The sequence below is a fragment of the Streptomyces sp. NPDC090032 genome, from assembly GCF_044748025.1.
Lineage (GTDB): Bacteria > Actinomycetota > Actinomycetes > Streptomycetales > Streptomycetaceae > Streptomyces.
In genome coordinates, this window is record NZ_JBIVFF010000004.1 from 180,801 (window position 1) to 207,797 (window position 26,997).

Below are 26,997 nucleotides of genomic sequence, written 5' to 3' on the forward strand. Positions count from 1 at the left end.
GAGCGGGTACGGACATGAGTATGCGTACTCCGCCGCCCACCGCGGCCCCTCCCGGAACCTCGTACTCATGACAGCTCCCAGAACCTCGTACTCATGACAGCCGGAACCGCAGCAGCACGTCTCCTGAAGCCTCTGCCCCGCAGCCCGTGGCCGGAGCGCTGGCTGACGCGTCTGCTCCTCGCGGGCCTGTCCACGGCGGCGTACGTCCTGTGCATGCCCTGGGACCTGCGCAACCGCCCGCAGACCCCCGGCTCGATCACCGAGACCACCCCGGTGACGAGCCTCGGCGTCACCATCCTCGCCGTGTCCCTCCTGGCCCTCGGCGCGTACGCCGGCCGCCGCGACCGCCTCCCCCTCGCGGTCCTGCTGGTGGCGGCCCCGCCGATCGCGCTCCTCTACGCGTCCTTCGCGTCCCACCCCGACCCGGAAGGCATCTTCCCGTGGCAGCTGGTGTGGTGGTTCTTCTCGATCGTGATGGCGGCGGCGGTGCTCATCGCCGCGGCGGTGGGACGCACGTTCCGCGAGGATGACGACCGGTAGTCCGCGTACCGCCCGACGCACCGCCCCGACACGACCCCACCGCCCGGGAGCCCCGATGACCATCCGCAGGATCGTCCCGAACCTCACGACGCCGTCACAGGAGTCGATGGCCGAGAACAGCGGCTTCTACGGCCTGCTCGGCTTCGAAGAGGTCATGAACATGGGCTGGGTGACAACCCTGGCGTCCCCTTCCAACCCGACGGCCCAGATCAGCTTCCTCACCCACGACGCGACCGCGCCCGTGATCCCGGACCTCAGCGTGGAGGTCGAGGACGTGGACGCGGTCTACGCGCAGGTACGTGCGTCGGGCGCGGAGATCGTCCACGACCTCCGCGACGAGGAGTGGGGCGTACGCCGCTTCTTCGTACGGGACCCGGAGGGGCGAGTGGTGAACGTACTGGAGCACCGGGGCGCGTAGCCCCGTAGGGGTCGTAGGAGTCTGACCTACGCGGCGTGGCGGTCGGCGAGCGCCCAGGACGCGGCGGCGACGCCCCCGGCGACCGTGAACACGGCGGGCCAGGCGCCGAGCTTCTTGGCGAGCGGGTGCGACCCGGCGAAGGCGGCGACATAGGCACCACCGAGCACGGCGGCGACCCTGCCCCCGGCCGCCTGCCGCCACTGGGCCCCGGCCGCGACGCCGGCGGCGCCCAGGACGACGCCACCGAGCTGCCGCTTCTTGGTGAACCGGGCCACGGCGTACCCGCCGACAATCCCGCTCGCGGCCACTGCTGCCGCCGGTACCTTCGCCATCACTGCCTCGCTTCTCGGTCAGGTGCGGCCCGGTCTGGGCGCGGACCGATTCGAGGCTAACGCGCGGGATTGCGGCGCTTGCGGGCAGGTGGGTCCTTCCTGGGGCCGGTATTGGTGAGCCGTGGCGACGAATGGGGTGTTACGGTCCCCGCCATGTCCAACACCACCAAGGCCGAGATAGACGAGATCACGGCCGAGTTCTTCGGCGCCTTCGACAACCGGGACGGACGGGAGGCGGACGTCGACCGGATCCGCCGGCTCACGATCCCGGGCGCCGTGATCGTGAGCACCGGCCCGGCGACCACGGCCTACACGGTGGACGAGTTCATCGAGCCGCGCCGGAAGCTGCTGTCGGACGGCCGGCTGGTGGAGTTCACCGAGTGGGAGACGTCCGAACGGACGGAGATCGCGGGGGACATCGCAGCGCGCTTCGGCGAGTACCGCAAGTCCGGCATCATGAACGGCGAACCGTTCGAGGGCGGCGGCACGAAGTCCATCCAGTTCGTCCGCACGCCGGAGGGCTGGCGCATCGCGTCGTTCACTTGGTACGACCAGCCTTGACGGCCGCTGTGCGCGGAACGGGGCGTCAGCTGGTCGCCGATCGAGACATGCGGACGCAGGGCCCGATCGACGACCAGCTCAGCCCAACGACACGATCAGCCACGCAAGTCCGTCTATAGCTAGTCGTCGGTGCGCTCGTCGTCATCGTCATCGTCGTCGTCGCCGTCTGGCAGGGCGAGGCGGGCGCCCCTGCTACAGGCGATGCGGTGCACGTCACGCAACGCCTCAGTCAACCGGGCAGCCAAGAAGCGCAGTTGGGGCGAGGTGGTCTTGCTGTCGCTGTCGCTGTCGCAGAGCAGGTCGGCGGCGTGGTTCAGGAGCTCTTCGGCCATGTCGAGCTGAACGGACTCGACGTTGTCGGCTACGCGGGAGAGGTAGCTGCTGCCTGTGCCGTCGCCGAGGAGGTAGCAGGGGTTGCCGTCCACGTTGGACCAGGGGAGGAGGCGGGGTCGGCTCATGGTTCCGGCGTCGTGGCCCTGGTAGATCACGCGACCACCTTGATGCCGTGGATGCGGTGCGGGCCGATGTCTACGCCGTGTACGGCGAGCCAAAGGGCACGGCGCCGGGCACGTTGCCGCTTCGCCTGCTCGCGTTGCTCGTGGGCGAGGAGGTAGGGCCGGACGAGCCGGGAGTCTTCACCGCGGAGGAGCGTTGCGTGTGGGGAGGGACGGCGAGGTGGGGTGAGGGCTGCGGGCGCAGGGCTCGGCGGCGCCCCCGCGTGGTGCCGGTGCCGCCCGGAGGCGGGCCACGCAAGCCGCAGCAGCGCCTCGATGAGGCGGGCGACAGGGTTCAACACGTCATCAATTCCTCTGAAGTCGGTGGCCATGCCCCGGGCCGTTTCGAGAACGGCCGCGGGGGTCGTCCGTGCCTGAGGGCAGGTCGACCTGCATGGACATCGCTGCGTAGCGATCCGCTTACAGAGTGAGATGGGCCGGGTTAGTCTCGCCAGGGGGTCGGACGTGACAAAGCATCTGTCGCACGGGAGTTGACGATGAGAAACACCTATGGGGAATGGTTGAAGGCGCAGCGCGAGGCGGCGGGCGTAACGCAACAGGAGCTGGCCACGGCGGCGGTCATGACGCGTTCGCACATCTCACACATCGAGGCGGGGCGAAGGCTGCCGTCGAAGGAGGACGCGCGGAGGCTGGACAAGGCCCTGAACACCGGGAATGTGTTGAGCAGCTTCCTCCCCGACAGTGACGGGGCGGTGGCTGAGCACTTCGAGTCAGCCCATGCGCTCGAACAACAGGCGGTTGAGCTCAGGGAGTTCGCGCTCTCCTTCGTCCCCGGCATTCTCCAGACGGAAAGGTATGCCCGTGCGGTTTTGAGCCCGTCCTACCCTCCCGTGAGGGGAAAGGAATGTGACAGGCTCGTTGTCACACGGCTTGAGCGAGCGAAGATCCTTGAGGATCCGGTATCGCCCGTAGTGTGGGCTCTCCTGGACGAGGCTGTGCTGGGCCGACCTATTGGCGGCCCCGACGTCATGGCCGAGCAGATCATGCACATCGTCAGGCTGGCCGAGTCGGGACGCATCCGTGTGCACGTACTACCGCGCTCCTTGGGGTTTCACCCGTTGCTGGAGAGCATGCTGACACTGATGTGGTTCGACGATCAGCCGCCGGTGGCGTACAGCGAGGGGGTACGGATGGGGAAGGTGCATGACTCCCCGGCCATGGTCCAGGAGCTGCAAGGTCGTTACGATCTTGCGCTGAGCGACGCACTGCCGCTCAAGGAGTCACTGGCCCTACTGCGGGCGACGGCAAAGGACTACGGACACCATGACTGAACCGATCATCTGGAACGCCGCCGCACTGAACGGCTGGCGGAAGTCGTCCTACAGCGGCAGTGAGGGCGGCAGCTGTCTGGAAGTCCTGGACAACCACCCCGCAGGCATCCCCGTCCGAGACTCCAAGACCCCGAACGGGCCCGCGCTGGTCTTCCCTTCGGCCGGCTGGACCTCGTTCGTCATAGCGGTCAAGGCCGGAATCCTCCACCCCTGACCTCTCGCGTCGGCTCGGGTCTGTCCATCACCGATTTCCGGCAGGTGCCGGTGAACGACGTGCTGGCCGCCGCCGCGGCGCGTGTCGAGCGGTCGCGCATCATCCCGGAGCCGGTTCCTCCTGCTCGTCGAGGAGGCCGGCCTGCGAGCCCAGATCGGCGACGAGCAGACAATGGCCGCCCAGCTCGGCTACCTGCTCACGGCGGGAGCACTGTCACAGGTGTCGCTCGGCGTCATACCGGCGGACACATCGAACCGCTGTCACTGGCCCATTGAGACGTTCCACGTGCACGACGACTGGCTCGTCTCCGTCGAACTCACCTCGGCAGAGGCCAACATCACAGAGCCGGCGGAGATCGCCTTGTACCTGCAGGTGTTTGAACAACCGCGGAGCATGGCCGTGTGCGGGGTTGACGTGCGCGCGCTCATCACGCGTGCCATCGACGTGCTCGACCAGGGCCGGACGTGAGCGCCCTGGCCGTGTCAGCGCGCGAGGTCACGCCGACGGACAGAGCATGTTCCACGCCGGGCGAATTCGCTTGCCGGCATGGGTTTCGAAAGGGCTGCTGCGCTGAGGGCAGAGGGCCGCAGGCCTCACGATGTTGCTGAGATCGCGGAGTTGAGCAGCAGCGTCGCATCCTCGTACTGACGGGTCTCGTGGAAGCTCGCGACTATCCGGAGCACGGCGTCAAGGTCCCGGCGTGCGGCGTTAGCGATCACGGCATCGGCGGCTTCGGATAGTCCGGCCGAGCGGCACGATGCGACGACGCGTGGAATCTCACCCGCGGGAAGGGTCATTGCGGACTGCCAGATCATGAAGAAGGCGTCCTGCGTCTGACGTCGCAGCAGGCGATTCACTAGGGTCTCCAGCTCCGTCCAGCCCGCGTCTTCGTTCGCGTGCGGGTGCCGGTCCCCCTCCGGCAGGGGGACCGGCACCCGCACGCGCTTGCGCGCCCGCAGCTGGCGCTTTCGGGCGAACGCGGCAGTGTGGCGCCGCCGCGAGATCCGGACGGCCGGCTTGGCCGGGGTCGTTCCTGGCCTGTCCGGCTGGCCGGAAAGCAGAGTCAGGAGTTCATCCAGGGAGTGCGGAATTCGGATACCGGCGAGGTCAGTGTCCTGGCGTATGGCGGCGTAGATCTCGCAAAGCACCTCAGGCTTTGGCTGGTTCCTGCCGTTCAGGTATCCGTTCAGCGTGCTCGTGGCGACTTGGCACTCCTTGGCCAGCTGCTCCTGAGTGAGGTCGGTGCAGTCCTTAACCCGTCGCAGGGCGGTGGCGAACGCGCGCCTTTCATCGGAGTGCTCGGGCGGGAACTCCTTCCATCCCTGCGTTCTCTTGGCCACAGCATCCCCTCCTCGGAAGCACGCCTGAGCAGCGTAAGTCCCCGATTGTGAGCGATGTTTGGGCTTTCAGGAAAGTGCTCTGGGGCGAATGTGACTTACGAGCGCCAGTGAAAGTCTTGTGGGACTGGAATTTCCCTGGGTGGCCACGCCATGGTTGAGGGGACCGCCGGAGGAGGCCTCAACTCGCCTTCCTCCGGTGCGTCTTCTGACCAACCGATCCAAGGGGGCACGGTATGGCTCTTCCGGCGTGGGACGATCCGGAGCTCGGAACGATGAAGCGCGCGGCGCTCTGGCTGATCGCAGTGATCGGCGAGGGAAACACCTTCACGAAGGCGGACGTAGCTAAGGCGTTCCCTGGTGTGACGCAGGCGGACCGCCGTGTACGTGACCTGCGTTCGCATGGCTGGCAGATCGACACGCATCGCCAGGACCCGAGCCTCGGCCAGCACGAGCAGCGCTTTGTGTCGGCCGGCGAGCCGGTGTGGGAGCCCGGTAAGGGCAGCGGCCGGTCGGGCTCCACGATCACGGAGACGCGCCGCCGCGAGGTTCTGCTCGCGGACGGCAACATGTGCCGCTCCTGCGGCATCGCGGCGGGCGGGGACTACGGAGACGGTTTCGACACCGCGCAGATCGACATCGCGCGCCGGCCGGTGGTGCGGGCCGACGGCAGCGAGCAGATCGAGCTGGTGGCTGAGTGCAACCGCTGTCGTATCGGCGGCCGCTCGAAGAAGGTGGACTTGGGGCAGATCGAGGTGGGCATTTTGGGGCTTGGTAGCTTCGAGCGCAACGTGCTCGCAGGGTGGATCGCGAAGGACCAGAGGGAGTTCAGCAAGGTGGAGCGGCTCTGGGCGGTGTACCGCACGCTTCCCGCGGAGTCTCGCGAGCGGTTCCGCGAGGCTCTCACGACGTCTGACGTCTAGTTCCCATCGCTTGGGGTGGGGCCGGCCGGCCCCACCCCCTGGTACGTAGCTGAACTCTCAGGAGGAAATCATGAGTAAGGACTTCGGTGCGCCGCCGCTTGCCGCGGACAACCGCGAAATCGTGGACCAGCGCCTTAAGGAGGCCGCCGCCGGTCAGGGGCTGCGCGAGACGCTGACCATTGAATGGCGGACTCAGCCGAAGGTGGTCGAGGTTATCGACATGCCGGTGGAGGCCCTCTACTTCAACCCGGCGACGCACCGGATCCGGGCGCAGCGGAGCTTCAGTCCCGAGAGGGACCGTCTGCTGGATGAGAATCCGTGGAGCTCAGAGAGCCAGGATTACTTGCAGTACCTCCTGCAGGCCAAGCCGGACGACCCGTCCAAGAGGGACCCCGCGTTCGCTGACCTCAAGGAAAGCCTCCAGGAGTACCGGCAGAACGAGCCCGGTCTCATCACCAGGGACGGCATTCTGGTCAACGGCAACACCCGCGCGGCCGCGCTCAAGGAGCTGGGCGTACCGAACATCCGCGTTGGCGTGCTGCCGGCCTCGTCCACGTGGGCGGACATCAACGCGGTCGAGCTCTCGCTGCAGCTCCGGCAGGACAAACGGCGCGACTACTCGTATATCAACGAGCTCATCGCGATGCAGGAGCAGATCGATTCGGGGCGCCAGGTCACTGACATCGCGAAGGCTTTCCACAAGCGTGCCGCCACGGTTGAGGCCGACTTGTGGATTCTGGCCACGCTTGAGGACCTGCGGCAGCGGTCCCGCGCGGGCTCGGCGCAGCTCCAGCTGCTCGATTTCGAGGACGCCAAGGAAAAGCTTCATGAGCTCTACCGAGCGTGGGTGAAGGAGTCGAAGAGGAACCGCGATCTCGCGGAGCTGATGAAGGAGAACCGCCTCGCCGCGATCTCGCTGAAGTTCTCCAAGACCGACATCCGTCTCATCGAGTCGGACTTCCGGAAGCGCTACCTGGAAACCCGCCTTACGCCGGCTCTCCAGCCGGATGTCTCCGCCCCGCAGGAGCGCCGTATCCCGGGCATGACGCGTGTGGTCAGGCCCGCGGCCCAGCCCTATGCCGAGGCGCAGGCCTTTACCAATCAGGTCCTGCAGGCGAAGGCTCTTGAGCGCGCTGGTGCCGGGGAAGCATCCGAGGTCGCTTCCAGGATCGTCGAACAGGCTCGTACCGCGATCGAGGACGCTCTGGAGCCGGCTGGCAAGGATGCCCGCGTGCGAAAGCGCAAGCAGGCCGCGTCTGACCGTCTGAACGATGCCTGCCAGGACATCGAGCAGTGCATCCTCGACATCGGCCTCGCCCGCGCGTCGAACAGCCTGGACGAGGAGACCCTCGACGACTCAGTGCTGAAGCTCAAGGCGACCCTGGAGAAGCTCGCGCGTGAGGCGAAGCGCAGCGTAGCGGAGCCCGGCGACGGAGTGGCATGGCTGCTCGACGCGGTCACCGAGGAGCAGGCATGACCGTGGCGGAGGAACGTTCGCTCACCATCGGCTTCGACACCACCCGGACCAAGGTGGTACTCCGCGCCGCACAGCAGTTCCAGCGTGATCTCGCCTCGCTGGCCACCCGCTTCTCGGTGGGGGGCCAGCGCAGCCTGCTTACGGCCGAGGTTGGGCTGGACGACTTCCTGGCCGGCATTGAGGCGCTGGCTGACTGGCCCGACGACGGGGTCGACTGGGATCAGGAACTCCTGGCACTCGTCGAGAGCGTCATGGACGACTCGGACTTCGCGGAGCGCCAGCTTCAGGGCGAGTCCGTGCGGCACGTTGACGCCGACGATGTTGAGAGCCTGCTGGGTGTCAGTTGGAAGGCCGATCTCACCAGCTTTCAGCAGCGCGACATCGCGCACTTGCTGTCTATGCAGCACGGGGCGAATTTCAGTGTCCCCGGGGCGGGCAAGACACGCGTCGGCCTCGCGGTGTACGCCGCGATGAAGGAGCGGGGAGACGTCCGACGCCTGCTCGTCGTGAGTCCCAAGTCGGCTTACGAGTCGTGGCTGTTCGAGGCAGACGAGTGCTTCAAGGAGGCGCCCGTCACCCGGGTGATGGGGAGTACGCCGGACCCGTCCGCGGAAATCCTCATCGTGAACTACGAGCGTCTCGACAAGTCTCTCAACGCGCTCGCGTCGTGGCTGCGCGCCGCCCCCTCCATGGTCATCCTCGATGAGGCACACCGGATGAAGCTCGGTGCGCGGGGGATTTACGGGAGTGCCTGCATGGCGCTGGGGCCGCTGAGCCGGCGTCGCCTGATCCTCACCGGAACGCCGGCGCCGAACGGGGCGAGGGACCTCGAGAACCTCCTCTCCTTCGTCTGGCCCGGCCAGGGCCGCAGGATCGTGACCAGCGCGGTCGACGGAGGAGACCTCGCCTACGCGAGCCAGGTGCTCCGGCCGATGTTCACCAGGACCACCAAGCACGAGCTGGGCCTGCCCCCGTTCGAGACACGGATCCGGTACGTGCCGCTTCCGGACGGGTCGCTCCACCGCGAGATCTATGACGCCCTGGTCGGACGGTACTCCGCCCGGGCGTCAGCGGAGCGGGACGATTTCGACGCTCTCGGGAAGGCGATGCTGCGCCTGCTCATGGCCGCGACGAGTCCTGCTTTGCTCGGGGAAGGGGAGAGCCGCTACGAGCCGCTGGCCTACCGGGTTCCTCCCTTGGAGGTGCCGGCTGGCGATTCGCTGTTCACGTTGATGCGCGATCTGCCCGCGTACGAGCTCTCACCGAAGTACAAAGAAGCGCTGAAGATCGTCTCTGAGAACGCCGCGGCCGGCCGAAAGACCCTGGTCTGGACGACGTTCGTGCGGAGCCTGACAACCATGGAGCGTCTGTTCGCGGCCTATGAGCCGGCAGTGGTCCACGGGGGCACTCCGGACCGCGAGGAACAGATCCGGCGTTTCCGCTCTGACCCCGACTGCATGGTGCTGCTCTCCAACCCGGCCACCCTCGGCGAGGGGATCAGCCTGCACCACGAATGTCACGACGCGGTGTATGTCGACCGCGACTTCATGGCGGGGCGTTTCCTGCAGAGCTTGGACCGGATCCACCGTCTGGGGCTCGCTCCGGACACGGAGACCAGGGTGACCGTTCTGGCAGCCGAAAAGACCATCGACGAGGTAGTGGCGCTGCGGCTCGAACAGAAGCTGGAGTTCATGGGGAAGATCCTCGACGACCCTTCGGTCCAGCAGCTTGCTGATCTGCAGGAGGAGCCCTCGATCGCGGCAGGCATGGATATGGGCGACGTACGGGCACTGATGGCCTACCTCGACAATGCAGTACGTAACTGAGAGCACCCGCAAGGCGGCGTACCGCTGGCTGACCAGGCTGCAGGAGTCTGAGATCCGTCGATTGCGGGTCGTATTCAGCAACAGCCCGTTCTACGCGGACCTCACGCCCAGCCAGTATGACCAGGGGCTTGTCTGGCTCCGCAGCCTCGGTCTTGTGACGCCCCAGGGAACGGCTGCGGTGGCCGTGCGGGCGAGGGACTTGAGTGATGCGGAAGCAGCGATATCGCGGGTGCTGGCCAAGAGAGACCTTGAGGCCAGAAAGGCCACGGGCGAATCCGGTGAACGGGCGCTACTGGAATTGCTCAGGGAGTCTGGCGCGCAGGATGTCTTCCACGCCGCGGCCGCATCCGACTCCTACGGGTACGACATCGCCGCGACCGTGGCGGGCCGTCGGCTGCATATCGAGTGCAAGGCTACGACTGACGCACGGCAGTTGGCCGTTTACCTCTCGCGCAATGAGTTCGAGACTATGCGGATGGACCCTCTGTGGATCCTCGTCGCGGTGCTGGTGGGGGAGGACGGACAGGTGCGGCAGGTTGCGACCGTCGACAGGGCGTGGCTCAGGGCCGCGGCACCGGCCGATACCACCGGAGACGTCCGGTGGGAGTCGGCGTGCTTCCGCGTGCCGTCGCAGATGATGGCTCCGGGGATCATGGCTGGATCCGAGAGGATGCTCGCCCACCACGGGCAGGAAGCGGCTGGCCTCCGTGTCTGGGGAAGATCGAGGGATCTTGCTCTGTTGAGCTGATGCGGCCTGCATGAGCCGTCGGAACGGGCGGCTTAGCGCTCTCGTGGGTGTGACGGACCTGCTGGGAGGGGAAGTTGTCCGGTCCCGCGACTCCTGCCTGGCCGGGATGCGACACTTGCATGTCTGCCAACGCCGCACACCAGGAGAAGCCGAGAATGAGCACCGCCGACAGGCTGACCTCAATTGAGATCTGCGCCGGTGCCGGCGGCCAGGCGGTCGGGCTCCACGCGGCGAAGTTCCGGCACTTGGCGCTCGTGGAGATTGATCAGTACGCTGCCGCGACGCTCGCTCTGAACGTCCGAGAGAACCCCGCGTGGAAGTGGGAGCGGGAACACTGCCTCATCATCAACCGCGATGTGAATACCTTCAAGCCACTCGAAGAGGTTCCCAGCCCCTCCAGCAAGGGGAAGAAGGGAAACTCTGGGAAGCACGGCGAGGAAGGCGATTTCCTTAAGCCGGGAGAACTCGACCTCCTTGCTGGCGGAGTGCCCTGCCCCCCATTCTCGGCCGCCGGAAAGCAGCTCGGGCGTGATGATGAGCGTGACCTCTTCCCGAAGATGCTGGATCTCGTTGATCAGCTCCGGCCGCGCGCGGTGATGATTGAGAACGTACGTGGCCTGGTCGAGCCGGAGCCGAAATTCCGCTACTACCGCAACCACATCAAGAACCGGCTGCGTAAATCCGGCTACGTGATCTGCGGCTGGAATGTCCTGGAAGCTCAGGACTTTGGTGTTCCGCAGCTCCGTCCGAGGGCGATCCTGGTGGCCATCCGGAAGGACCAGTACAGGGGATTCGACTGGCCGGTTCCCCGGAAGAAGATCACGACAGTGGCGCAGGCGCTCGAGGAATCCATGGCCCGGCGTCTTGGCGGGAAGGACTCACCGCTGTTCAAGCAGTGGTGGGACAAAGCGAGCCTTGGCACCGTCGCGCCGACTCTCGTGGGCGGCTCGAAGAAGCACGGCGGTGCCGATCTCGGACCGACCCGGGCCAAGAAGGCGTGGAACGCCCTCGGGGTGAACGGCATGGGCGTGGCCAATGATGAGGACAAGATCACTGACCGGGACCGCGACCTGGGAAGTCTGGCGAACGAGCGCGGCCCCATGCTGACGGTCGACCAGGCGGCGATCATCCAGGGATTCCCCAAGGACTGGCGCTTCGAGGGCAAGAAGACGGCCCAGTACAGGCAGGTGGGGAACGCATTCCCGCCTCTGGTTGCCGAGGCCGTCGGGCGTGCTATCGCGGCAGCTCTCCAGCGCACGGGAGAGCTGCGAGAAGACCCGCACCCCGAATTCGAGCCGGAGGAAGACCCCTCATTCACGGCGGTCCAGGAGAGCTTTTCGGCGAGCTAGGACGGCTTGCGAGACAACGGCCGCGCACTCGTCCGCCGACTGGTGCTCCCAGAACCGCAGCACCAGCCAGCCCGCTTCCTCCAGGCGCTGAGTGGTGTCACGGTCCCGCGCCACATTGGTGGCGACTTTGCCGGACCAGTAGCCGGGGTTAGTTTTCGGCGCTACGTAGTGCTCCGGGCAGCCATGCCAGTAACAGCCGTCCACGAACACGGCCACCCGGACCGGTCGGAAGACGATGTCGGCCGTCCGGCGCAGGCCGGGAAGCGGGCGTGCGGCCACCCGGTACCGCAGCCCCTGGGCGTGCAGGAGACGCCGGAGCAGGCGTTCTGGTTTCGTGTCGCGGCTGCGGATCGCCTGCATGTTCCTGCGGCGCGCGGCCGAGGAGGCCCAGGATCCTTCCGGGGCCTCCCAACCAGGCTTGTCTGGCTGCACTGGCTCTGCGCCTCCCGCGAGCGGAGCTGCTCAGCTGACGTCGATGACCGGAGAGTCCTTCTTCGAGTCGATCGTACGGAACGTGAGGTACGGGACCGGCTTGGCCGCGGGATCGGTGGCGGGGATGATGGCCGCCGCGATGATCACCTTGTCCGGAGCGACGGCCCCGCCGGCCACCAGGCCGTCCAGTGAGCCGTCGGCTTGGTTCCCGACCGCGTAGAGCAGCACGGCGCCGCGCCGGGGCTGGTGCAGCTGGGTCGCGAAGGGGTCATCGTCGCTGAGGGCGCGGGCGCCAGCGATGCGCTCCGCGGACTGGCGGTGGGCCACACCGGAGAGACGGTTGAAGACGCCGTGCTCGTTGCGCCCTCGCTTGACGAGCGTGAGCGGCACAGAGCCGAGAATGCTTCCCGCGGCGCTGTCTCCGTCGGACATCTGCGGCGCGATCACGACCCAGTCATCCGTGGCGCAGCCCAGCTCCCCCGGGTCCCGCAGGTACTCAAGGTGCGGGGCCACCAGGTCAGGGCGCCCCCAGGTCACGCTGTCCAGCGTCTTGAGTAGCTGGCTGTGACTGATGACAGCGGTCTTAGCGGCATAGCGGGTGAAGCTGCCCCGGTCACCGCCGAGGTGCACGAACACGGAGGGGTCGTTGTCCAGCGCGCCGAGCACGGGGCGCCAGGCCTCGTTGCTGTGCCGGAGCCTTTCCCGGTCTGTCGGGTAGGCGAGCGGTTCGATCCAGTCACCCGGGGACCTCACCGCGACCAGCTCCGCATTGAACATCTTGTTCTTCGCCGACGGCGGCAGCGTCCGCAGATGCTGCGCCACCAGGGGCGGCACTCGTGCCGGGGTAAGGCGCGGCTGACCGTCGACCAGACCGGTGTACTTGGCGAGCTGCTGGCGGAACAGTTCCTCGTCCCGGCAGATCGCCTCGAACCGCTCGTAGAGGTCGGCGGTCTGCTTCCGGCCGTAGGCCTCCTCGCGGCCGATGTACAGCCGGACCAGATCCCGGTAGCCGTGCCGGAAGCCGAACCAGCGGCCCATCTGCATCAGCGTGTCAGCCTGATGCGTCGTACGGCGGTAGTACGTCACGGTCAGGCCCTCGACCGTGAAGCCCCGGGAGAGCTTGGTGCCCCCGACCAGAATCTTCCAGACCGGCACCGGACCGTGGAAGTCGAGGTCGAGCGCGGCGAAGTAGGCGTCGGAGTCACCGTTGACGACGATGACCGGACGGCCGCCAGAGGTGATCCGCTGCCGGGCGTCGCTGACGTATCCGCGCAGCTCGCCGTAAGTGGCCGGCGTCGGCAGGTCAGGAGCCTGCGCCGCTGACACCGGGGCGAAGTCCTTCTCGTACAGGGCGGCCAGGCGCTCGTGGCCCGCGGAGGAGGAGTAGCCGGACTCGTGCCACATGGTGTTGATGCGCAGCGCCAGCTCCGCGTGGTCGTCCGTCTTCAGCGACTCGTGGACGAGCATCGTGTGGTGGCGGAAGTCGGCGTCCGTCACCCCGTGCTCCGCGCGGTACAGCTTGAGAGCACCGGTCAGGAGGAACGCGTCCAGCGCTTCCTGCAGGCGGTCGTCGTCGTAAGTATCCGTGTAGATACCGCGTACGTGCGCCTTCTCCTGAGAGTTGGTGATGTCGCGTTCGGCTTCGGGGACCGGGCTGTCAAGGTCATGGAAGTCCTGGACGCCCATGTAGCCGGCAGGCCGGGGAAGCGAGATCAGGAAGTCGGTCGGGAAGATGTCGTGGGCGTCAGACGGGTCCACGAAGACGTTCGCGAACGGGGTCGCCGTATAGCCGACGTACTGTGCACGCGGCAGCAGCCCGAGCAGCTGGGAGATCTGGTCGTTGATCGCCGTGCGCTCCTTGCTGCCAGCCGCCCACTTCTTCGGGTTCGATGTGTTGAGGGACGCCTGGTCAGACTCGTCGTCGATGATCAGAGTCGGCAGCTCGCCGAGCAGCGACTTGATCTGCTTGAGATCCTTCACCAGCTTGCTGAGCACGGCTTTGTTCTTCTTCACGACCATGACGCGGGCCGCCGCGTGGTGCAGGTTGGCGGGGTGGTGCAGTGGACGGGTCTGGTCGCGCTTCTCGTACTCAAGGGCACGGATGCCCGTGGCTAGGGTCTTGTAGTCGTTGTCGCGGGTGGTGAGGCGCTCGATGTCGAACGCGCCGCGCAGGGACGGACGGCCGCCGTGCGAGACGAACTTCGGCCAGTCCGGGTCGTCGTCGCCCACGTAGTCGACGCCGACGAGCGAGTCCAGGTCGTCCGGGTCGGCCCCGCGCAGGATGTTCTCCTGGCCGATCAGCTCCATGTCGATGCGGCGCTGGGTCTGGGCCCGCAGCATGTTGAGCGTGCCGCCGAGGACGATGACCAGGCGGTAGCCGGCATCGATCGCCTTAGCCGTCACGCCCGTGAAGTTGGCGGTCTTGCCGGACTGTACGTAGCCGACGACCAGCCCCTTCGCCTGGCGCGCCGGGATCTGTTCGGGGTCGGTCAGCCGTTCAACGACGGCACGGCTCGCTTCGTCCAGGCTGGCGATCGAGGCGGCGGACCACCCCTTTGACTGGAGCTTCTCTTCGTAGGCGCGCCAGTAGAAGGAGCGGGCAGCGGCACGCTCCAGGGTGTACCAGTCATGGAAGTCCTTGGTGACGATCGTCGGTGCCGGTATCTCGGACATCGGCACCACAGTGTCGAGAACCTTCCTCAGATCAGTTCCGAGGGCGAGCTTGCCGTATGCGGCGTCGCGCCGTGCCCGGGTGCGCGGGCTGGCGCCGTCGGCCCATGCGGCCTCCAGGGCGAAGTCCCAGTTGTTCAGATGGCGGTTCCAGAGGGCGACAAGTTCGTTGTCGCCCTTGAGTATCCGGGCACGGAACGTTTCCTCAGAGAGGTCCTCGTCGGGGTGCCCGGCATCAGCGATGAATGCTGCCATCTTGCCGAAGTGCCGAGGCGTGCTGCCCATCCCGGCGAGGGCATTCGTGTGGATCTCAAGCAGAGCGTCGTCCGTCGTCATGCTGGCGGCTTCCTTGGCGAAGTGAGGAGACGTGAGTGCGTCTGGCGGTGGCGGCGGCAGGTCAGCTGTCGGGCCGCATACGCCGTTCACGCTGGGAGCGGACCGACGCCAGAAGGATGGTGTTCCAGTAGTCGATCCGGTCCTGCCGGGCCCGCTCCCAGCGGCCGAGGCCGAAGCAGTCTTCGAGGAGCAGGTAGAGCAGGGTCTTGGTGACGGGCGCGTCGTTCGAACCGCCGCGGCGGCCGTCGTTGAAGTCCTCGCGGTACGTCTTGTTGAGAAGGACCGCGTTGGACTCCCGGTCCAGGGCGAAGAAGACGTCGTCGGCCAGCGTCGTCCACGTGAACGCGATGGGGTCCTCGCCCGGCTTTTCCGGGAGCTCCTCCCTGATGACCCGCTTGATCATTGGGTCGAGCCCCTTGCCGGGCGGAGTCACGGCCTTGCGGACGATCTCGGAACGCTTCGATCCGTCGCGGTACGCGGTCTCGGCCGCGGCGAGGAAATGCTGGAAGGTGGCCCCCTGTGCGTCCACCGCCTTGTCCACTGCCGAGGTGAAGGCCGGGGTGACCGTGACGCGTTCCTTCTTCACGTCGAGACTGAAGACGTTGTTCGCCACCAGCGGCAGATCCACCGCCACGCGGGCCAGGACGAGATGGGTCTCGGCGCTGCGCAGGTTGTTCCAGCCGCCGGCCTGGACGAGTCGGTCGTTGCGGTAGAAGTAGAAACCCTGCCGCTCGGCCAGGGGACCAATCTGGCGGAATCCGGCCTGATTTGACTTGGCCGGCCACACATGGGCGGTGAGCGCGAGGTCGCCGACGCCTTCGACCGGAGCCGTGAACGTACGCGGATAGCCCTTGCTGCCCGGGACCTTGTAGCCGAACGGGTCCAGCGGCTCGACGGCGATGTGGTCGACCTCCTCGCCGAACCCCGCACCGGCGCCGGTCACATCCCAGACGGCGATGTCCAGCTGCAGACCACGCTGAAGGAAGCGGTGGAGATACAGGCCGAGATGGGTCTCCAGACGCGCTATGGCCTTCGACAGGAACGCCTCGCTGTGCCCGCGCGCGACAGTCTCAAACGCGTGCACCCCGTCCCAGCGGACGACCGTGCCCTGCCACTCGATGACGCCGTCGTAGCGGTCGACCATGTCCTGCGCGTACCGCTGGTCGACGGTGTCGCAGCGGAACGAGTCCTCGACGCCCTCGGTGGTCAGCCGGCGGCCCGCGGCCCGGCTGCGCTTGGTACGGCTGATCACGGTCAGCGCCGACGCATTGGACAGCGACGCCGCCTTCAGGCCCGTGCCGTACATGCCGAGTGCGCCGTCGCCGTAGTCCCGCCGACGGCCCACGGTCATCGCCCCGTCCAGGGCGTCGTCGTCCATGCCCCGGCCGTTGTCGATGATCAGCAGGGTCAGGATGCGGTCGGCGTCGCGCAGGAAGTGCACGACGATCGTGTCGGCCTTCGCGTCGATCGAGTTGTCGATGAGGTCGGCGACGGCGACCTCGAAGCCGTAGCCCTGATTGGACAGGGCCTTGCCGTAACCGGAGTCCGGCGGCAGGTGCGTGCTGCCCGTCGTGGGTACGTCGTACTGCCATGCGGCACCGGATTCGTAGGGCATGACCATCCTCGCGCACACAGGTCGGGGCCTGCGTGGGGGGACGGAGCGGCCCGACGGTTCATCAATCGGTAAGTGTGACGGTACTGCAAAGGTCGGACATAGTGTGGCGAGGGGCCGAAGACTGGCGGAATCCCTCGCGGAATTCCGGATTCCGCCCTCCGTCCACCCGTCTTTCCGCCCGCCGACGCGAACGCCCGGCCCCGACCCAACACCCCTCAGTCCACGGTCAGGTCAGTTTTCCGCCACCCCATGACACTCCCCGTACGCCGACCCCGACCCGCACCAGCACTCCGCCCCCCGCTCCGGCGGCCACGGGATCGCTCGGCCTCGGGCCGCCAGTGTCGTGGCGTACTGCGGTAGCAGGGACGCGTCTGCCGGGGACGAGGATTCTGACGCCGCGAATGCCTCGTACGACGGGACCGTGCCCGTGACGATGCCGAGGTTCGGTGTGCCCGAGGCCGCGAGTTCGCGGAGGGAGGACTCTATGGTCGACAAGTGCTCTTCGTGGGTCGGGTATTCGGAGGCAAGGGTCGGGTACGCGGCCAGCAGTTCGGCCAGTTCCGTCGACGGCCAGTGCAGTACCGCCACCGGGAACGGGCGGGACAGGGCCTGCCGGTACGTGCCCAACTCGGCGTGCAGGCGCATGATTTCGGCCTTCAGCTCCGCCGGGTTGTTCGAGCCGAGCGCCCACGTCCGGTTCGGGTCGTGGAGTTCGTCCAGGGACACCGCAGCCTTGTGGACGAGGTCCGCGAGCGCGTCCCAGTCGTCGTGCTCCGCGCCGATCAGGCGGCGTACGCGGTGGCGGCCCAGGAGGAGCGGGTGGGTCTCGTACGGCGGGTTCGCGCGCTCCGCCTCCGGCAGGAGCAGCGTCAGGGCCTCCGTGAAGGTCTCGTGGGCCGCTTCCAGTTCGTCGTGCGACTCCAGGGCCTCCGCCGCGATCACATGCGCGGCCGGGTCCCTCGGGGCCGCTGTCCGGATGCCCGTGATGATCGCGCGGGCCTCCGCCTCGTGGCCGTACTCCCACAGGTTCGCGGCCATCAGGGCCTTCACGAGGTGCGGCTGCTCCAGCTCGGGCGGCGGGCCCGCGAGCAGGCGGTCGTACAGGGAGGCCGCGCGTGGGCGGGCATCGGCCAGTTCGTAGTGCGCCGCGGCCTGGAGGAGCAGTTGCTCGGCGTCCTCCGGGTACAGGCCGGCGATGCGCTCCAGGCGCTCGGCTTCGGCGATGTGGTTGACAGGGTCTACAGGCTCGGCGGGCGTAGCAGGCGTGTCGGGGCGCATGGGTGACACCGTACTGCCGACCACCGTCACCGGCGCCAGGTCACCACAGGCTCGCGTAGCCGTTGCTTTCGTTCAAGACGTACGCCATGCGCCCGACCACCACGGCCAGCGTGCCCGCCCACAGCACCATCCCCGCCCACATCCAGGCCAGGTACGAGCGGTAGCGGCTGTCGGAGTCCAGGGCCGCCAGTTCGGGGTGGGCCGGGTCGAAGCGCACCCGTACGCGGCTGCCCTCCCGGAGAGCGTGGGCGCCGACCTCGTCGGGCAGCGCCCGCTCGTGCGCGGTGCCGTCGGCCGCCGTCCAGCTGACCACCGGGTGCAGCACCGCGTACGACGCCTCGTTCGACGCGACATGACCGGTCACGGTCGCCTCGACCACCGTCCCGGTGGCGCGGCGCAGCGTCTCGGTGACGAGCTGCAGCCCCTGGGAGGTGGCCAGGACCAGGCCCGATATGAAAGGGATCAGCGCAAGTAGCCAGAGGGGACCCATGAGGCGCGATCTTAAGGGTGGGTAGGGCGGGCCGGTCCGTTCAGTCCGGTCACTGGTGAGTTACGGGAGCAGGGCCTATCTTGCGGCCGTGCGGGAGCCGAAGCGGGTGCGGGAGTGGCGGCGGGGCCGGGACCGGGAGCGGCGGCCGGTCGTCGTGCGGCAGGGGCCGCGCGCGGGGCGTCGGGTCCCCGGCCTCCGTCCCTCAACCCTGCGCGCGGGACGCCGTGCGCCCGGCCGTCGCCCCTCGGCCCTGCGGCGCCCCTCGGCCCTGCGCCGCACCCTGTGGACCGGCGCCGAGGTCACCGTCACCCTCGGGGTCGTCCTTCTCCTTCTCGTCGTCCATCAGCTGTGGTGGACCAACCGCGAGGCCCGCGCCGGCGCCGAGCGCAAGGTGCAGGCGCTGGAGCGTGAGTGGGCGGCCACCCCTGAGGAGGGGCAGGGCGACGGGAACCAGGGCGACGCCACGGATCCGGCCGGTGACGACACCCCGGCCGGTTCGTCGGGCGGCGACGGGTCGGGGAGCGGGTCCGGACGCCGTACATCCGCCGACTCCACCTCCACCTCCCGGGAAACGCCCCACTGGGACCAGGCCTACGCCGTCCTCACCATCCCCCGCCTCGGGCTCACCGTTCCCGTCGCCGAGGGCGTCGGGAAGCAGAACGTCCTCAACAAGGGCTACGTCGGCCACTATCCGGGCACGGCGCAGCCCGGCCGCGCCGGGAACTTCGCTCTCGCCGGGCACCGCAACACCCACGGGGAGCCCTTCCGGTACATCAACCGGCTGCGCAAGGGTGACGAGGTCCAGGTCCGTACGCGCGGCGCCGTGTACACGTACGTCGTCGACAAGAGCCTCTCGCAGACCTCCGCGCGCGACGGCGGCGTCATCGCGAGCGTGCCGCGCAGCGGCGTCGTGCGGGGCGCCGGTTACGGCGAGGCGGGGTACTACATCACGCTCACCACCTGCACCCCCGAGTACACGTCCAAGTACCGGCTCGCGGTGTGGGGGAGGCTGCGGTCGATGCGGCCCAGGTGAGCCGGGGGTGCCGATGACGCCCCTTCTGCCGATCGCGGCCCATCCTGTATAACGGGCAGAACGCCACAACGCGTGAACGAGAGACAGGAAGGAGGGACACCGGACATGACGCGCACCTGGACCGCAGCCCTGCGGCCCGCCGCCCTGTTCCTGTTCCTCCTCGTCGAGACCGTTCTCGTCGACACCGGCAGCCTCACCGCCGCCGTCGCGCTCGCCGCGACCGCCGCCGCGGGCTCCGCGCTCGCCGTCTGCTCCCTGCTCGCCGCCCGCAGCGCCCCCGCCGTGCCCCCCACCCGGGTCCGCACAGCGATGCGCGACCGGGAGCAACGCACCGCGTTCCTGCCGCAGCGCGATCCCGACGCCCGCGGGCGCAGCCGCCCCCGAGCACCCGGCCGTCTCCTCCTGACGGCCGCGTAGGGGACCCGCTCCACCCGCTCCACCCGCAGTCCCCCAAGGGGACCGCAGTCCCCCTACGGGCCGTCACGCCGATCGGCCGCCCTTCCCGGCGGTCTTCCGATTCCGGCACGACGGGACCCCCGGAGGGCTCACCCATGTCTACGTTCATGTCTGTCTTCGCCAGCCTGGTCGAGCACATCGCCGACCTGCTCGACCCGGTCTTCCACGCTTCGGCGACCGCGGCGGCGATCGTCCTGTTCACCGCGTTCGTACGCCTCCTCGTCCACCCCCTGTCCCGGGCCTCGGCTCGCGGGCAGCGCCAGCGCGCCAAGCTCCAGCCGCGCATCGCGGAGCTGCGCAAGAAGCACAAGAAGAACCCCGAGAAGCTCCAGAAGGCGATCATGGAGCTGCACAAGGAGGAGAAGGTCTCGCCGCTGTCCGGCTGCCTGCCGAGCCTCTTCCAGCTCCCCGCCTTCTTCCTGCTCTACCACCTGTTCTCGAACGGCAGCATCGGCGGCGAGCCCAACGCCCTGCTCGGCCACACCCTCGGCGCCGCGCCGCTCGGCGGGCGCTTCAAGGACGCGCTCGCGGACGGCGGCCTCTTCGGCGCGCAGGGCGCCGTCTATCTGGTTCTGTTCGCGATCGTCGCGGCGGTGGCGAGCTTCAACTACGTCCGTACGAAGCGTCAGATGGCCGCCCAGCCGATGCTGCCGGCCGCCGCGGACGGGCCGCAGGCGCCCGGCGCGGGTGCCATGGCCTCGATGACGAAGATCATGCCGCTGATGTCGTTCATGACGCTGTTCACGGTGGGCTTCGTGCCGCTCGCGGCCGCCCTGTACGTGGTGACGAGCACGACGTGGAGCGCCGTCGAACGGGCCGTCCTCTACCGCGACATGCCCTCCGCCGCGGTGCTTGCTACTGCCGCGTAAAGGTCCAGTCCGTGAACGAGGTATTGCGGACTGGACGAGGACCTTGGACGATCGACCAGTCCTCCGACGGCTGCACCCGTCGTGAGGTCCCTCCTCGATCAAGGGAGTCTCAACTATGAAGCTGCTGCGAGTCGGTATCGCGGGGGCGGAGCGCCCGGCCCTGCTCGATGCCGAAGGTGTCCTGCGTGACCTGGGCGGAGTCGTCCCCGACATCGACGGGGCGCTGCTCGCCGACGACGCGGCGCTGGGGCGCGTACGGGCCGCCGCCGCGTCCGGCGACCTGCCCGTGCTCGACGCGGACGGCCTGCGGGTCGGCCCGCCCGTCGCGCGGATCGGCAAGGTCGTGTGCATCGGCCTGAACTACCACGACCACGCCGCCGAGACCGGCGCCGAGCCGCCGGCGGAGCCCGTCGTCTTCTTCAAGGCGGCGGACACGGTCGTCGGCCCCGAGGACACCGTGCTCGTACCGCGCAAGTCCGTGAAGACGGACTGGGAGGTCGAGCTGGCGATCGTCATCGGGCGTACGGCGCGCTACCTGGAGTCGCACGAGGAGGCCCTCGCGCACGTCGCCGGGTACGCGGTGTCGCACGACGTGTCCGAGCGCGAGTTCCAGATCGAGCGCGGCGGCACGTGGGACAAGGGCAAGAACTGCGAGACGTTCAACCCGCTGGGCCCCTGGCTCGTGACGGCGGACGAGGTCGCGGACCCGCAGGCGCTCGGCCTGAAGCTGTGGGTGAACGGCGAACTGAAGCAGGACGGCTCGACGGCCGACCAGATCTTCCCGGTCGCCGAAGTGGTCCGGTACGTCAGCCAGTTCATGACCCTGTACCCGGGCGACGTGATCAACACGGGGACGCCGGCGGGCGTAGCGATGGGGCAGCCCGAGCCGAAGCCGTACCTGCGGGCCGGGGACGTGGTGGAGCTGGAGATCGAGGGTCTGGGGCGGCAGCGCCAGGAACTCAAGGACGCGTAAGCGCTCCGCCGGGTCAGGTGGGGAACTGCGGGGCTCGCCGGCCCGCGGTCGTTCGTCGGCCGCGGGTCCGTCGTGGCTGAGCGCGCAGTTCCCCGCGCCCCTTGTGTGTGGGGCGCTTGACTAGCCCGTGATGAAGAGGTCCAGGGCCTTGACCACCAGTGCGTGGTCCTCCAGCTGGGGGAGGCCGGAGACCACCACCGCTCCGATGACTCCCGCGCCCTCGACGGCGATCGGGAACGCCCCGCCGTGTGCCGCGTACGTGTCCGGGTCGAGCCTGGACGAGTCCTCGAACGTCGTGCCCTTCGCCCGGAAACGGGTTCCGACCAGCAGCGACGAGCAGGCATAGCGCTCGACGACGCGGCGCTTGCGAGCGATCCAGGCGTCGTTGTCCGGGGTCGATCCCGGGAGCGCCGCGTGGAAGAGCTGCTGGCCGCCGCGCGTGATGTCGATCGCCACCGGAGCCTTGCGCTCCCTGGCCAGCTCGACGAGCAGCGAGCCCAGCTCCCAGGCGTCCTCGTAACCGAACTTCGGCAGGATCAGGCGGCGTTCCTGCTCCTCGATCTCCTCGGTCGTCGGCGCGCTCACAGGGTCACCGTCACACCGTCGCGGGCCGAGCGGCGGGCCGCCTCCAGGACGTCGAGCGCGGACGCTGCCTGCTCGGCGGTGACCGGGTTCTCGCCGGTGCCGCGCAGCGCGGCGGCGACGGCCGCGTAGTACGCGGGGTAGGCGCCGGGGAGCGTCTCGACGGGGCGTCCGCCGCCGGTCAGCGGGGACTCACCGGAGCCGATCCGGCCCCACATCGACTCGGGCTCCACGCCCCAGGGCTCGCCGGCCGCCGGGATCGTGCCCTCGCGCAGCACCGCCTCCTGCGGGTCGAGGCCGTACTTCACATAGCCGGCCTGCGAGCCGAGGACGCGGAAGCGCGGGCCGAGCTGGGCCGCGGTCGCGGAGACGTACAAGTGGGAGCGGACGCCGTTCGCGTGCGTGATCGCGATGAACGTGTCGTCGTCGGCCGCCGCGCCCGCGCGCCGCACGTCGGACTCCGCGTAGACCGAGACGGCCGGGCCGAACAGGACCAGGGCCTGGTCGACGACGTGACTGCCGAGATCGTAGAGGAGACCTCCGATCTCTTCCGGGTCGCCGGACTCGCGCCAGCCGCCCTTGGGCTGCGGCCGCCAGCGCTCGAAGCGCGACTCGAAACGCCAGACGTCGCCGAGCTCGCCGTCCGCGATCAGGCCCTGCAGAGTCAGGAAGTCGTTGTCCCAGCGGCGGTTCTGGAAGACCGAGAGGAGCAAACCGCGCTCCTCGGCCAGGGCCGCGAGCTCACGCGCCTCGGCAGCGGTGCCGGCGATCGGCTTGTCGACGACGACCGGGAGGCCCGCCTTGAGGGCGGCCGTCGCGATCGGTACGTGCGTCTTGTTCGGGGAGGCGATGACGATCAGGTCGAGCTCGTCGGCCAGGGGCCACAGCTCGTCCGGGGTGGCCACGAAGCGGATGCCGTCACCGAAGGAGGCGCGGGCCTGCGCCTGACGCTCCGGGTTCGAGGTGACGACCGTGTCGAGCACGAGGCCGTCGGTCGCGGCGATCAGCGGGGCGTGGAAGACGGAGCCCGCCAGGCCGTAGCCGACGAGACCGACGCGGAGAGGGGGGCGAGGGGAGCCGGTGGCCTCAGCCGTATCTGCCGTACCTGATGTCATGCCTTCAGTCATGCATCCACTTAAGCAACGGTGTTGCCAAAGTGCAAGCGGAAGGGACAATGGGGGAGTGAACAGGGCTAACTCCGGGGTCAATCTGGCGGTGCTGCGAGGCCATAACGCCGCACTCGTACTCGATCTGCTGCGCACGGCGGGCGACGAGGGCATCAGCAGGCTCGAACTGGCCGAGCGCACGGGGCTCACCCCCCAGGGCGTCAGCAAGATCACGGCGCGCCTCCGGGAGCAGGGCCTGGTGACGGAGGCCGGCCGCCGCGCCTCGACGGGCGGCAAGCCGCGCACCGTCCTGCGCCTCGTGCCGGACGCGGGATACGCGGTCGGGTTGCACCTGGACCGCGACGAACTGACGGCGGTCCTGGTCGACCTCGCGGGCACGGTCGTCGCCGAACGCCGCGCACCGCTGGCCTTCGGCGCGGGCGGCGACGCGGTGGTGGAGGCGGCGGCGAGCGAGGTGGAGGCGCTGCTGAGGGATGTGGCGGCGGGAGAGGGAGAGGGGGGAGAGGGGGTGGAGCCGGGCGCGGGGGTCCCGAATGCCGCAGCCTCGGGCGATTCCGAAGCCTCGGGCGATTCCGAAGCCTCGGGCGATTCCGAAGCCCCGGGCGACTCCGCAGCCCCGGGCGATTCTGAAGCCCCGGGCCACCCGGACGCGCAGGCCCCCGATGCCGCGCAGGCCCTCGATGCGCAGGCCCCCCATGCCCAAGACCCCGGCGTACACCCTGACCCCCGCACACCCCTCACGCCCCGCGTCCTCGGCGTAGGTGTCGCGCTGCCCGGGCCCCTTGATCACTCCTCCGGCGTGCTGCACCGCGTCACCGGGTTTCCCGAGTGGGACGGGTTCCCGCTGCGGGACGCGCTCGCGGGGCGGCTCGGGCTTCCCGTGGTCGTGGACAAGGACACCAACGCTGCCGCGCTCGGCCTCGCGCTCGCCGGGTGCGGCGACTCGTTCGCGTACCTCCACCTCGGTACGGGGCTCGGTGCCGGACTCGTCCTGGGCGGAGCGCCCTACCGCGGGCCGCACACCGGAGCGGGCGAATTCGGCCATCAGGTGATCCAGTTGGACGGTCCGCTCTGCGGCTGCGGCAATCGCGGCTGCATCGAGGCGCTGTGCCTCGCGGCGGTCGCGGCCGGTTCCTTCGACGAGGCCGCGCGGGTGCTCGGCGAAGGCGCGGCGAACATGGTCGGCCTCCTCGACATCGACCTCGTCCTCCTCGGCGGGCGCACGGTCGCGGCCGCCGAGGACCGCTTCGTCGAAGGGGTACGGGCGGTCCTCGGCGAGCGGGCGCGGCGCGGCGGCACGGTGGAGGTCCCTGTCCTGCGCGCGCCAGGTTCGCAGAGCGTGGTGGTCGAGGGCGCCGCCCAACTGGTCCTCGCGCCCCTGTACGGCCGGGCGCACGGCCGCTTCCCCGGCCAACCGGAATGACGGAGATCCCCGGCCGGCCGGAGCCAACCGGAATGAAAGAAATCTGAGCTGATCGAGGGGAATCGCTCGGGCATCGGGCCGTACGGGGCCCTGCTGGTCCCGTACGGGGCGTGGCGCGCGTGGCACGGTCGCGACGGCCGTACCCTTCCCGCCCCGCGATCAGCGAAGGCTCCCCATGCGATTGCGTATCCCGCTCGCCGTCACCGCCGTGGCCCTGACCGCCGTGGCTCTGACCTCCGCGGTGACCGGCGGCTCCCCCTTCGCGGCCGAACCGGTCCGCGCCGGGTCCGCCCCGCGTGAGCCCACCTGCGCCGCCAGGCATCCCGCCGTCTTCCCGATCAGCACCCGGATCCACGGCGGCCCCGCGACGTACCACCCCGGGGGCGGCTCCCGGACCTGGTCCCTCGACCTCACCAACGAGACCGACGCCGAGTGCGCCGACATCCACCCCGTCCTCGTACTCATCGACGAGAAGCGGACGCTGGCCACGCGGCAGATCCAGCTGGAGTTCTCGGACGGCAAGCGCCGCCACCCCGTCCGCTTCGAGCGGACCGACCGGGGCGAGAACATCGGCGTCTTCGACGACGGCTTCCCCGGCTTCCGGGTGGGCCCGGGCAGGACCCTCACCGTCCAGGCGCGGCTCACGTTCACCTCCGACGCCCGGCCGAACAGCGTCGTCGCCAACGCGGCCGTCGTGCAGCGCCGGGACGACGACGGCGACTGGGTGGGGGAGTCGGGCGACTACCGGTTCACGCTCACGAACGGCAAGGACAAGGGCAAGAGCAAGAGCAAGGAGAAGGGGAAGGGGAAGGGCAGGGATGAGGGCGGCGAGCAGTCGGGGAGGCGCCCCGGTGAGCAGCGCGACGAACCCGACGCGGGCCTGCGCGAGCCAGGCCACGACAGCGGCACCGCGAGCGGCCGAACCCCCGACGGGACCGGCCCCACCACCGACACAGGCTCCACCCCCACCACCGACACGGGCTCCACGCCCGACAGCGACACAGGCTCCACCCCCGACACCGACACACGCACCGACACCGGCGCCGGGAAAGAACCCGACACGGCCCCTGACTCCGACACCGACACCGACACCGCCCCCGGCACAGGCGCCGGCGAAGAACCCGCCCCCGACACCGACGTAAGCCCCTTCTCGCCCGACGAGCTCGCGCTGACCGGGTCGCGCTCCCTGCGCGGACTCGGCCTCGCGTCCGGCGCCCTGCTCTTCCTCGGCGCGGCCCTCGTGGCGGGCTCCCGGCGGCTGCGCACCGACCGCCGCTGAGGGCCGATTCCGGCCACGCCGGCCCGCCCTGCGCCCCGCGCTCCCGACCACCCCGGTACCCGTTGACAACCGTCCCCCCGGCGCCCGTGAGCAACCGCCCCCGACGCCCGCTGACAACCACCCCGTCACCCCGTTAACAAATGTCTGCGAACATCCCTGGGTGGATTACCCGAACGACCAGGCACCTGGCGCACCCGTGCGCGCCGGCATTCCCGAGCACGGCCGCATCCCGAAGTACTACGCGGTCAAGGCCCATGTCTCCGCGCTCCTCGACGAGCTGGGCGAGGGCGAGCCGCTGCCCACCGAGCGGGATCTGGCCCTGCGCTTCGAGGTGGCGCGCGAGACCGTGCGCCAGGCGCTGCGTGAGCTGCTGCTCGAAGGGCGCCTGCGCCGCCAGGGCCGGGCGACGGTCGTGGCCGGGCCCAAGCTGGAGCAGCCGCTGTCGATGGCCAGCTACACCGAGGGCGTGCGCCGTCAGGGCCGCCGACCGGGACGTACGCTCATCGGCCTCGACCGCTTCCCCTGCCCGCCCGCCCTCGCCGGTGAGATCGAGGTCGAGCGGGGCGAGCCCGTGTGGCACATGGAGCGTGTGCTGCTCGCCGACGACGAGCGCGTCGGCCTGGAGAGCACCTATGTGGCCGTGTCGCGGATGCCGCGCCTCGACGTCGACTTCGATCCGGACTCGTCCTTCTACACGTATGTGCACGAGCGGCTCGGGATCGAGTTCGGGTCCGCCGACGAGCGCATCGAGACGGTGCTGGCCACCCCGCGCGAGGCCCTTCTGATCGGCACGCCGCCCGCCCTGCCGATGCTTCTCATTCACCGTGTCTCGTACGACACGGGCGGCCGGCCCACGGAACGGGTGCGGACGCTTTACCGGGGGGACCGGTTCTCGTTCACCACGCGTTTGGGTAACTGACCGC

At 69.0% G+C, this 26,997-nt stretch carries 28 protein-coding genes and 1 pseudogene; 18 read left to right on the forward strand and 11 right to left on the reverse strand.

All coding sequences use genetic code 11. The annotated features are described in order from the left end of the window. Window positions 1-93 precede the first annotated feature (93 nt). Together ACIPWY_RS10715 and ACIPWY_RS10720 are read left to right on the forward strand one after the other, a co-directional pair. A complete protein-coding gene (locus tag ACIPWY_RS10715) occupies window positions 94-540 on the forward strand; it encodes a hypothetical protein (protein ID WP_401532786.1) in 447 nt (148 codons plus the stop codon). A gap of 55 nt (window positions 541-595) precedes the next feature. Further along, a complete protein-coding gene (locus ACIPWY_RS10720) occupies window positions 596-958 on the forward strand; it encodes a VOC family protein (protein WP_393704539.1) in 363 nt (120 codons plus the stop codon). Window positions 959-984: 26 nt separating this feature from the next. Here the strand turns inward: ACIPWY_RS10720 and ACIPWY_RS10725 are convergent, their stop codons facing one another. Continuing rightward, on the reverse strand, window positions 985-1,290 hold the full coding sequence (locus ACIPWY_RS10725) for a hypothetical protein (RefSeq protein ID WP_401532789.1): 306 nt from the start codon (window positions 1,288-1,290) through the stop codon (window positions 985-987). A 153-nt stretch (window positions 1,291-1,443) separates the two neighbouring features. On the opposite strand from ACIPWY_RS10725, the gene ACIPWY_RS10730 reads away from it, so the two are divergent. After that, window positions 1,444-1,851 carry a DUF4440 domain-containing protein gene (locus tag ACIPWY_RS10730; RefSeq protein ID WP_393704537.1) on the forward strand — a complete coding sequence of 136 codons (408 nt, stop codon included), beginning with the start codon at window positions 1,444-1,446 and terminating at the stop codon, window positions 1,849-1,851. 119 nt (window positions 1,852-1,970) lie between these two features. Here ACIPWY_RS10730 and ACIPWY_RS10735 read toward each other — a convergent pair whose 3' ends face one another. Further along, on the reverse strand, window positions 1,971-2,309 hold the full coding sequence (locus ACIPWY_RS10735) for a hypothetical protein (protein WP_401532791.1): 339 nt from the start codon (window positions 2,307-2,309) through the stop codon (window positions 1,971-1,973). A 26-nt stretch (window positions 2,310-2,335) separates the two neighbouring features. After that, the gene (locus tag ACIPWY_RS10740; RefSeq protein WP_401532793.1) at window positions 2,336-2,647 is read right to left on the reverse strand and encodes a hypothetical protein; all 312 of its coding nucleotides are present in this window, start codon (window positions 2,645-2,647) and stop codon (window positions 2,336-2,338) included. Window positions 2,648-2,842: 195 nt separating this feature from the next. Here ACIPWY_RS10740 and ACIPWY_RS10745 point away from each other — a divergent pair, with 195 nt between their 5' ends. From ACIPWY_RS10745 to ACIPWY_RS10755, 3 genes and pseudogenes are all read left to right on the forward strand, one after another. Next, window positions 2,843-3,637, forward strand: a complete 795-nt coding sequence (locus ACIPWY_RS10745) for a helix-turn-helix domain-containing protein (RefSeq protein ID WP_401532795.1) — start codon at window positions 2,843-2,845, stop codon at window positions 3,635-3,637. After that, entirely contained in the window at window positions 3,630-3,851 is a 222-nt protein-coding gene (locus ACIPWY_RS10750; RefSeq protein WP_362906162.1) for a DUF397 domain-containing protein, read from the forward strand. The genes ACIPWY_RS10745 and ACIPWY_RS10750 overlap by 8 nt, the downstream gene beginning before the upstream one ends. A 32-nt stretch (window positions 3,852-3,883) precedes the next feature. Continuing rightward, window positions 3,884-4,319, forward strand: a pseudogene (locus ACIPWY_RS10755) (Scr1 family TA system antitoxin-like transcriptional regulator); the annotation flags it as partial. A gap of 125 nt (window positions 4,320-4,444) precedes the next feature. Here the strand turns inward: ACIPWY_RS10755 and ACIPWY_RS10760 are convergent. Continuing rightward, window positions 4,445-5,191 carry a helix-turn-helix transcriptional regulator gene (locus tag ACIPWY_RS10760; RefSeq protein WP_351986551.1) on the reverse strand — a complete coding sequence of 249 codons (747 nt, stop codon included), beginning with the start codon at window positions 5,189-5,191 and terminating at the stop codon, window positions 4,445-4,447. A 233-nt stretch (window positions 5,192-5,424) separates the two neighbouring features. On the opposite strand from ACIPWY_RS10760, the gene ACIPWY_RS10765 reads away from it, so the two are divergent. From ACIPWY_RS10765 to ACIPWY_RS10785, 5 genes are all read left to right on the forward strand, one after another. After that, entirely contained in the window at window positions 5,425-6,111 is a 687-nt protein-coding gene (locus tag ACIPWY_RS10765; protein ID WP_362906160.1) for a hypothetical protein, read from the forward strand. A 70-nt stretch (window positions 6,112-6,181) separates the two neighbouring features. After that, window positions 6,182-7,588 carry a transcriptional regulator gene (locus ACIPWY_RS10770; RefSeq protein ID WP_362906158.1) on the forward strand — a complete coding sequence of 469 codons (1,407 nt, stop codon included), beginning with the start codon at window positions 6,182-6,184 and terminating at the stop codon, window positions 7,586-7,588. Beyond that, window positions 7,585-9,414: a DEAD/DEAH box helicase gene (locus ACIPWY_RS10775; protein ID WP_401532798.1), complete on the forward strand. Its 1,830-nt coding sequence runs from the start codon at window positions 7,585-7,587 to the stop codon at window positions 9,412-9,414. Before ACIPWY_RS10770 ends, ACIPWY_RS10775 begins: the two co-directional genes overlap by 4 nt. Beyond that, window positions 9,398-10,162, forward strand: coding sequence for a DUF3883 domain-containing protein (locus tag ACIPWY_RS10780; protein ID WP_362906154.1), 765 nt, complete (start codon window positions 9,398-9,400; stop codon window positions 10,160-10,162). The genes ACIPWY_RS10775 and ACIPWY_RS10780 overlap by 17 nt, the downstream gene beginning before the upstream one ends. 155 nt (window positions 10,163-10,317) lie before the next feature. Beyond that, window positions 10,318-11,511 carry a DNA (cytosine-5-)-methyltransferase gene (locus tag ACIPWY_RS10785; RefSeq protein ID WP_362906152.1) on the forward strand — a complete coding sequence of 398 codons (1,194 nt, stop codon included), beginning with the start codon at window positions 10,318-10,320 and terminating at the stop codon, window positions 11,509-11,511. Here the strand turns inward: ACIPWY_RS10785 and ACIPWY_RS10790 are convergent. The 5 genes from ACIPWY_RS10790 to ACIPWY_RS10810 form a co-directional block, all read right to left on the reverse strand. Beyond that, a complete protein-coding gene (locus ACIPWY_RS10790; RefSeq protein ID WP_362906150.1) occupies window positions 11,473-11,943 on the reverse strand; it encodes a very short patch repair endonuclease in 471 nt (156 codons plus the stop codon). The two genes, ACIPWY_RS10785 and ACIPWY_RS10790, sit on opposite strands and share 39 nt — an antisense overlap. A 30-nt stretch (window positions 11,944-11,973) precedes the next feature. Then, window positions 11,974-14,949, reverse strand: coding sequence for a Z1 domain-containing protein (locus ACIPWY_RS10795; protein ID WP_362906148.1), 2,976 nt, complete (start codon window positions 14,947-14,949; stop codon window positions 11,974-11,976). A gap of 61 nt (window positions 14,950-15,010) precedes the next feature. Then, complete coding sequence (locus tag ACIPWY_RS10800; RefSeq protein WP_362906146.1) at window positions 15,011-16,564, reverse strand: ATP-binding protein; 1,554 nt, start codon at window positions 16,562-16,564, stop codon at window positions 15,011-15,013. A 231-nt stretch (window positions 16,565-16,795) separates the two neighbouring features. Next, complete coding sequence (locus ACIPWY_RS10805) at window positions 16,796-17,842, reverse strand: SEC-C domain-containing protein (RefSeq protein ID WP_362906144.1); 1,047 nt, start codon at window positions 17,840-17,842, stop codon at window positions 16,796-16,798. A 40-nt stretch (window positions 17,843-17,882) separates the two neighbouring features. Next, on the reverse strand, window positions 17,883-18,332 hold the full coding sequence (locus tag ACIPWY_RS10810) for a DUF3592 domain-containing protein (RefSeq protein WP_390012415.1): 450 nt from the start codon (window positions 18,330-18,332) through the stop codon (window positions 17,883-17,885). Window positions 18,333-18,540: 208 nt separating this feature from the next. Between ACIPWY_RS10810 and ACIPWY_RS10815 the strand changes: the two genes are divergently transcribed. The 4 genes from ACIPWY_RS10815 (at window position 18,541) to ACIPWY_RS10830 (ending at window position 21,663) form a co-directional block, all read left to right on the forward strand. Continuing rightward, window positions 18,541-19,365: a class E sortase gene (locus ACIPWY_RS10815; RefSeq protein WP_401533072.1), complete on the forward strand. Its 825-nt coding sequence runs from the start codon at window positions 18,541-18,543 to the stop codon at window positions 19,363-19,365. A gap of 105 nt (window positions 19,366-19,470) precedes the next feature. Further along, a complete protein-coding gene (locus ACIPWY_RS10820; RefSeq protein WP_362906140.1) occupies window positions 19,471-19,782 on the forward strand; it encodes a DUF6412 domain-containing protein in 312 nt (103 codons plus the stop codon). A gap of 134 nt (window positions 19,783-19,916) precedes the next feature. Next, window positions 19,917-20,690, forward strand: coding sequence for a YidC/Oxa1 family membrane protein insertase (locus tag ACIPWY_RS10825; protein ID WP_393704520.1), 774 nt, complete (start codon window positions 19,917-19,919; stop codon window positions 20,688-20,690). Window positions 20,691-20,805: 115 nt separating this feature from the next. Then, window positions 20,806-21,663, forward strand: a complete 858-nt coding sequence (locus ACIPWY_RS10830; RefSeq protein WP_401532804.1) for a fumarylacetoacetate hydrolase family protein — start codon at window positions 20,806-20,808, stop codon at window positions 21,661-21,663. A 120-nt stretch (window positions 21,664-21,783) separates the two neighbouring features. On the opposite strand, the gene ACIPWY_RS10835 is transcribed toward ACIPWY_RS10830, so the two are convergent. Further along, window positions 21,784-22,248, reverse strand: a complete 465-nt coding sequence (locus ACIPWY_RS10835; RefSeq protein ID WP_362906134.1) for a heme-degrading domain-containing protein — start codon at window positions 22,246-22,248, stop codon at window positions 21,784-21,786. Continuing rightward, on the reverse strand, window positions 22,245-23,360 hold the full coding sequence (locus tag ACIPWY_RS10840) for a Gfo/Idh/MocA family oxidoreductase (protein WP_393704687.1): 1,116 nt from the start codon (window positions 23,358-23,360) through the stop codon (window positions 22,245-22,247). The genes ACIPWY_RS10835 and ACIPWY_RS10840 overlap by 4 nt, the downstream gene beginning before the upstream one ends. Before the next feature lie 67 nt (window positions 23,361-23,427). Between ACIPWY_RS10840 and ACIPWY_RS10845 the strand changes: the two genes are divergently transcribed. The 3 genes from ACIPWY_RS10845 (at window position 23,428) to ACIPWY_RS10855 (ending at window position 26,993) form a co-directional block, all read left to right on the forward strand. Then, the gene (locus ACIPWY_RS10845) at window positions 23,428-24,795 is read left to right on the forward strand and encodes an ROK family transcriptional regulator (protein WP_401532807.1); all 1,368 of its coding nucleotides are present in this window, start codon (window positions 23,428-23,430) and stop codon (window positions 24,793-24,795) included. A gap of 175 nt (window positions 24,796-24,970) precedes the next feature. Beyond that, window positions 24,971-26,074 carry a hypothetical protein gene (locus ACIPWY_RS10850; RefSeq protein WP_401532810.1) on the forward strand — a complete coding sequence of 368 codons (1,104 nt, stop codon included), beginning with the start codon at window positions 24,971-24,973 and terminating at the stop codon, window positions 26,072-26,074. A gap of 160 nt (window positions 26,075-26,234) precedes the next feature. After that, window positions 26,235-26,993, forward strand: coding sequence for a GntR family transcriptional regulator (locus tag ACIPWY_RS10855; protein ID WP_362906128.1), 759 nt, complete (start codon window positions 26,235-26,237; stop codon window positions 26,991-26,993). The last annotated feature ends 4 nt before the right edge of the window (window positions 26,994-26,997 follow it).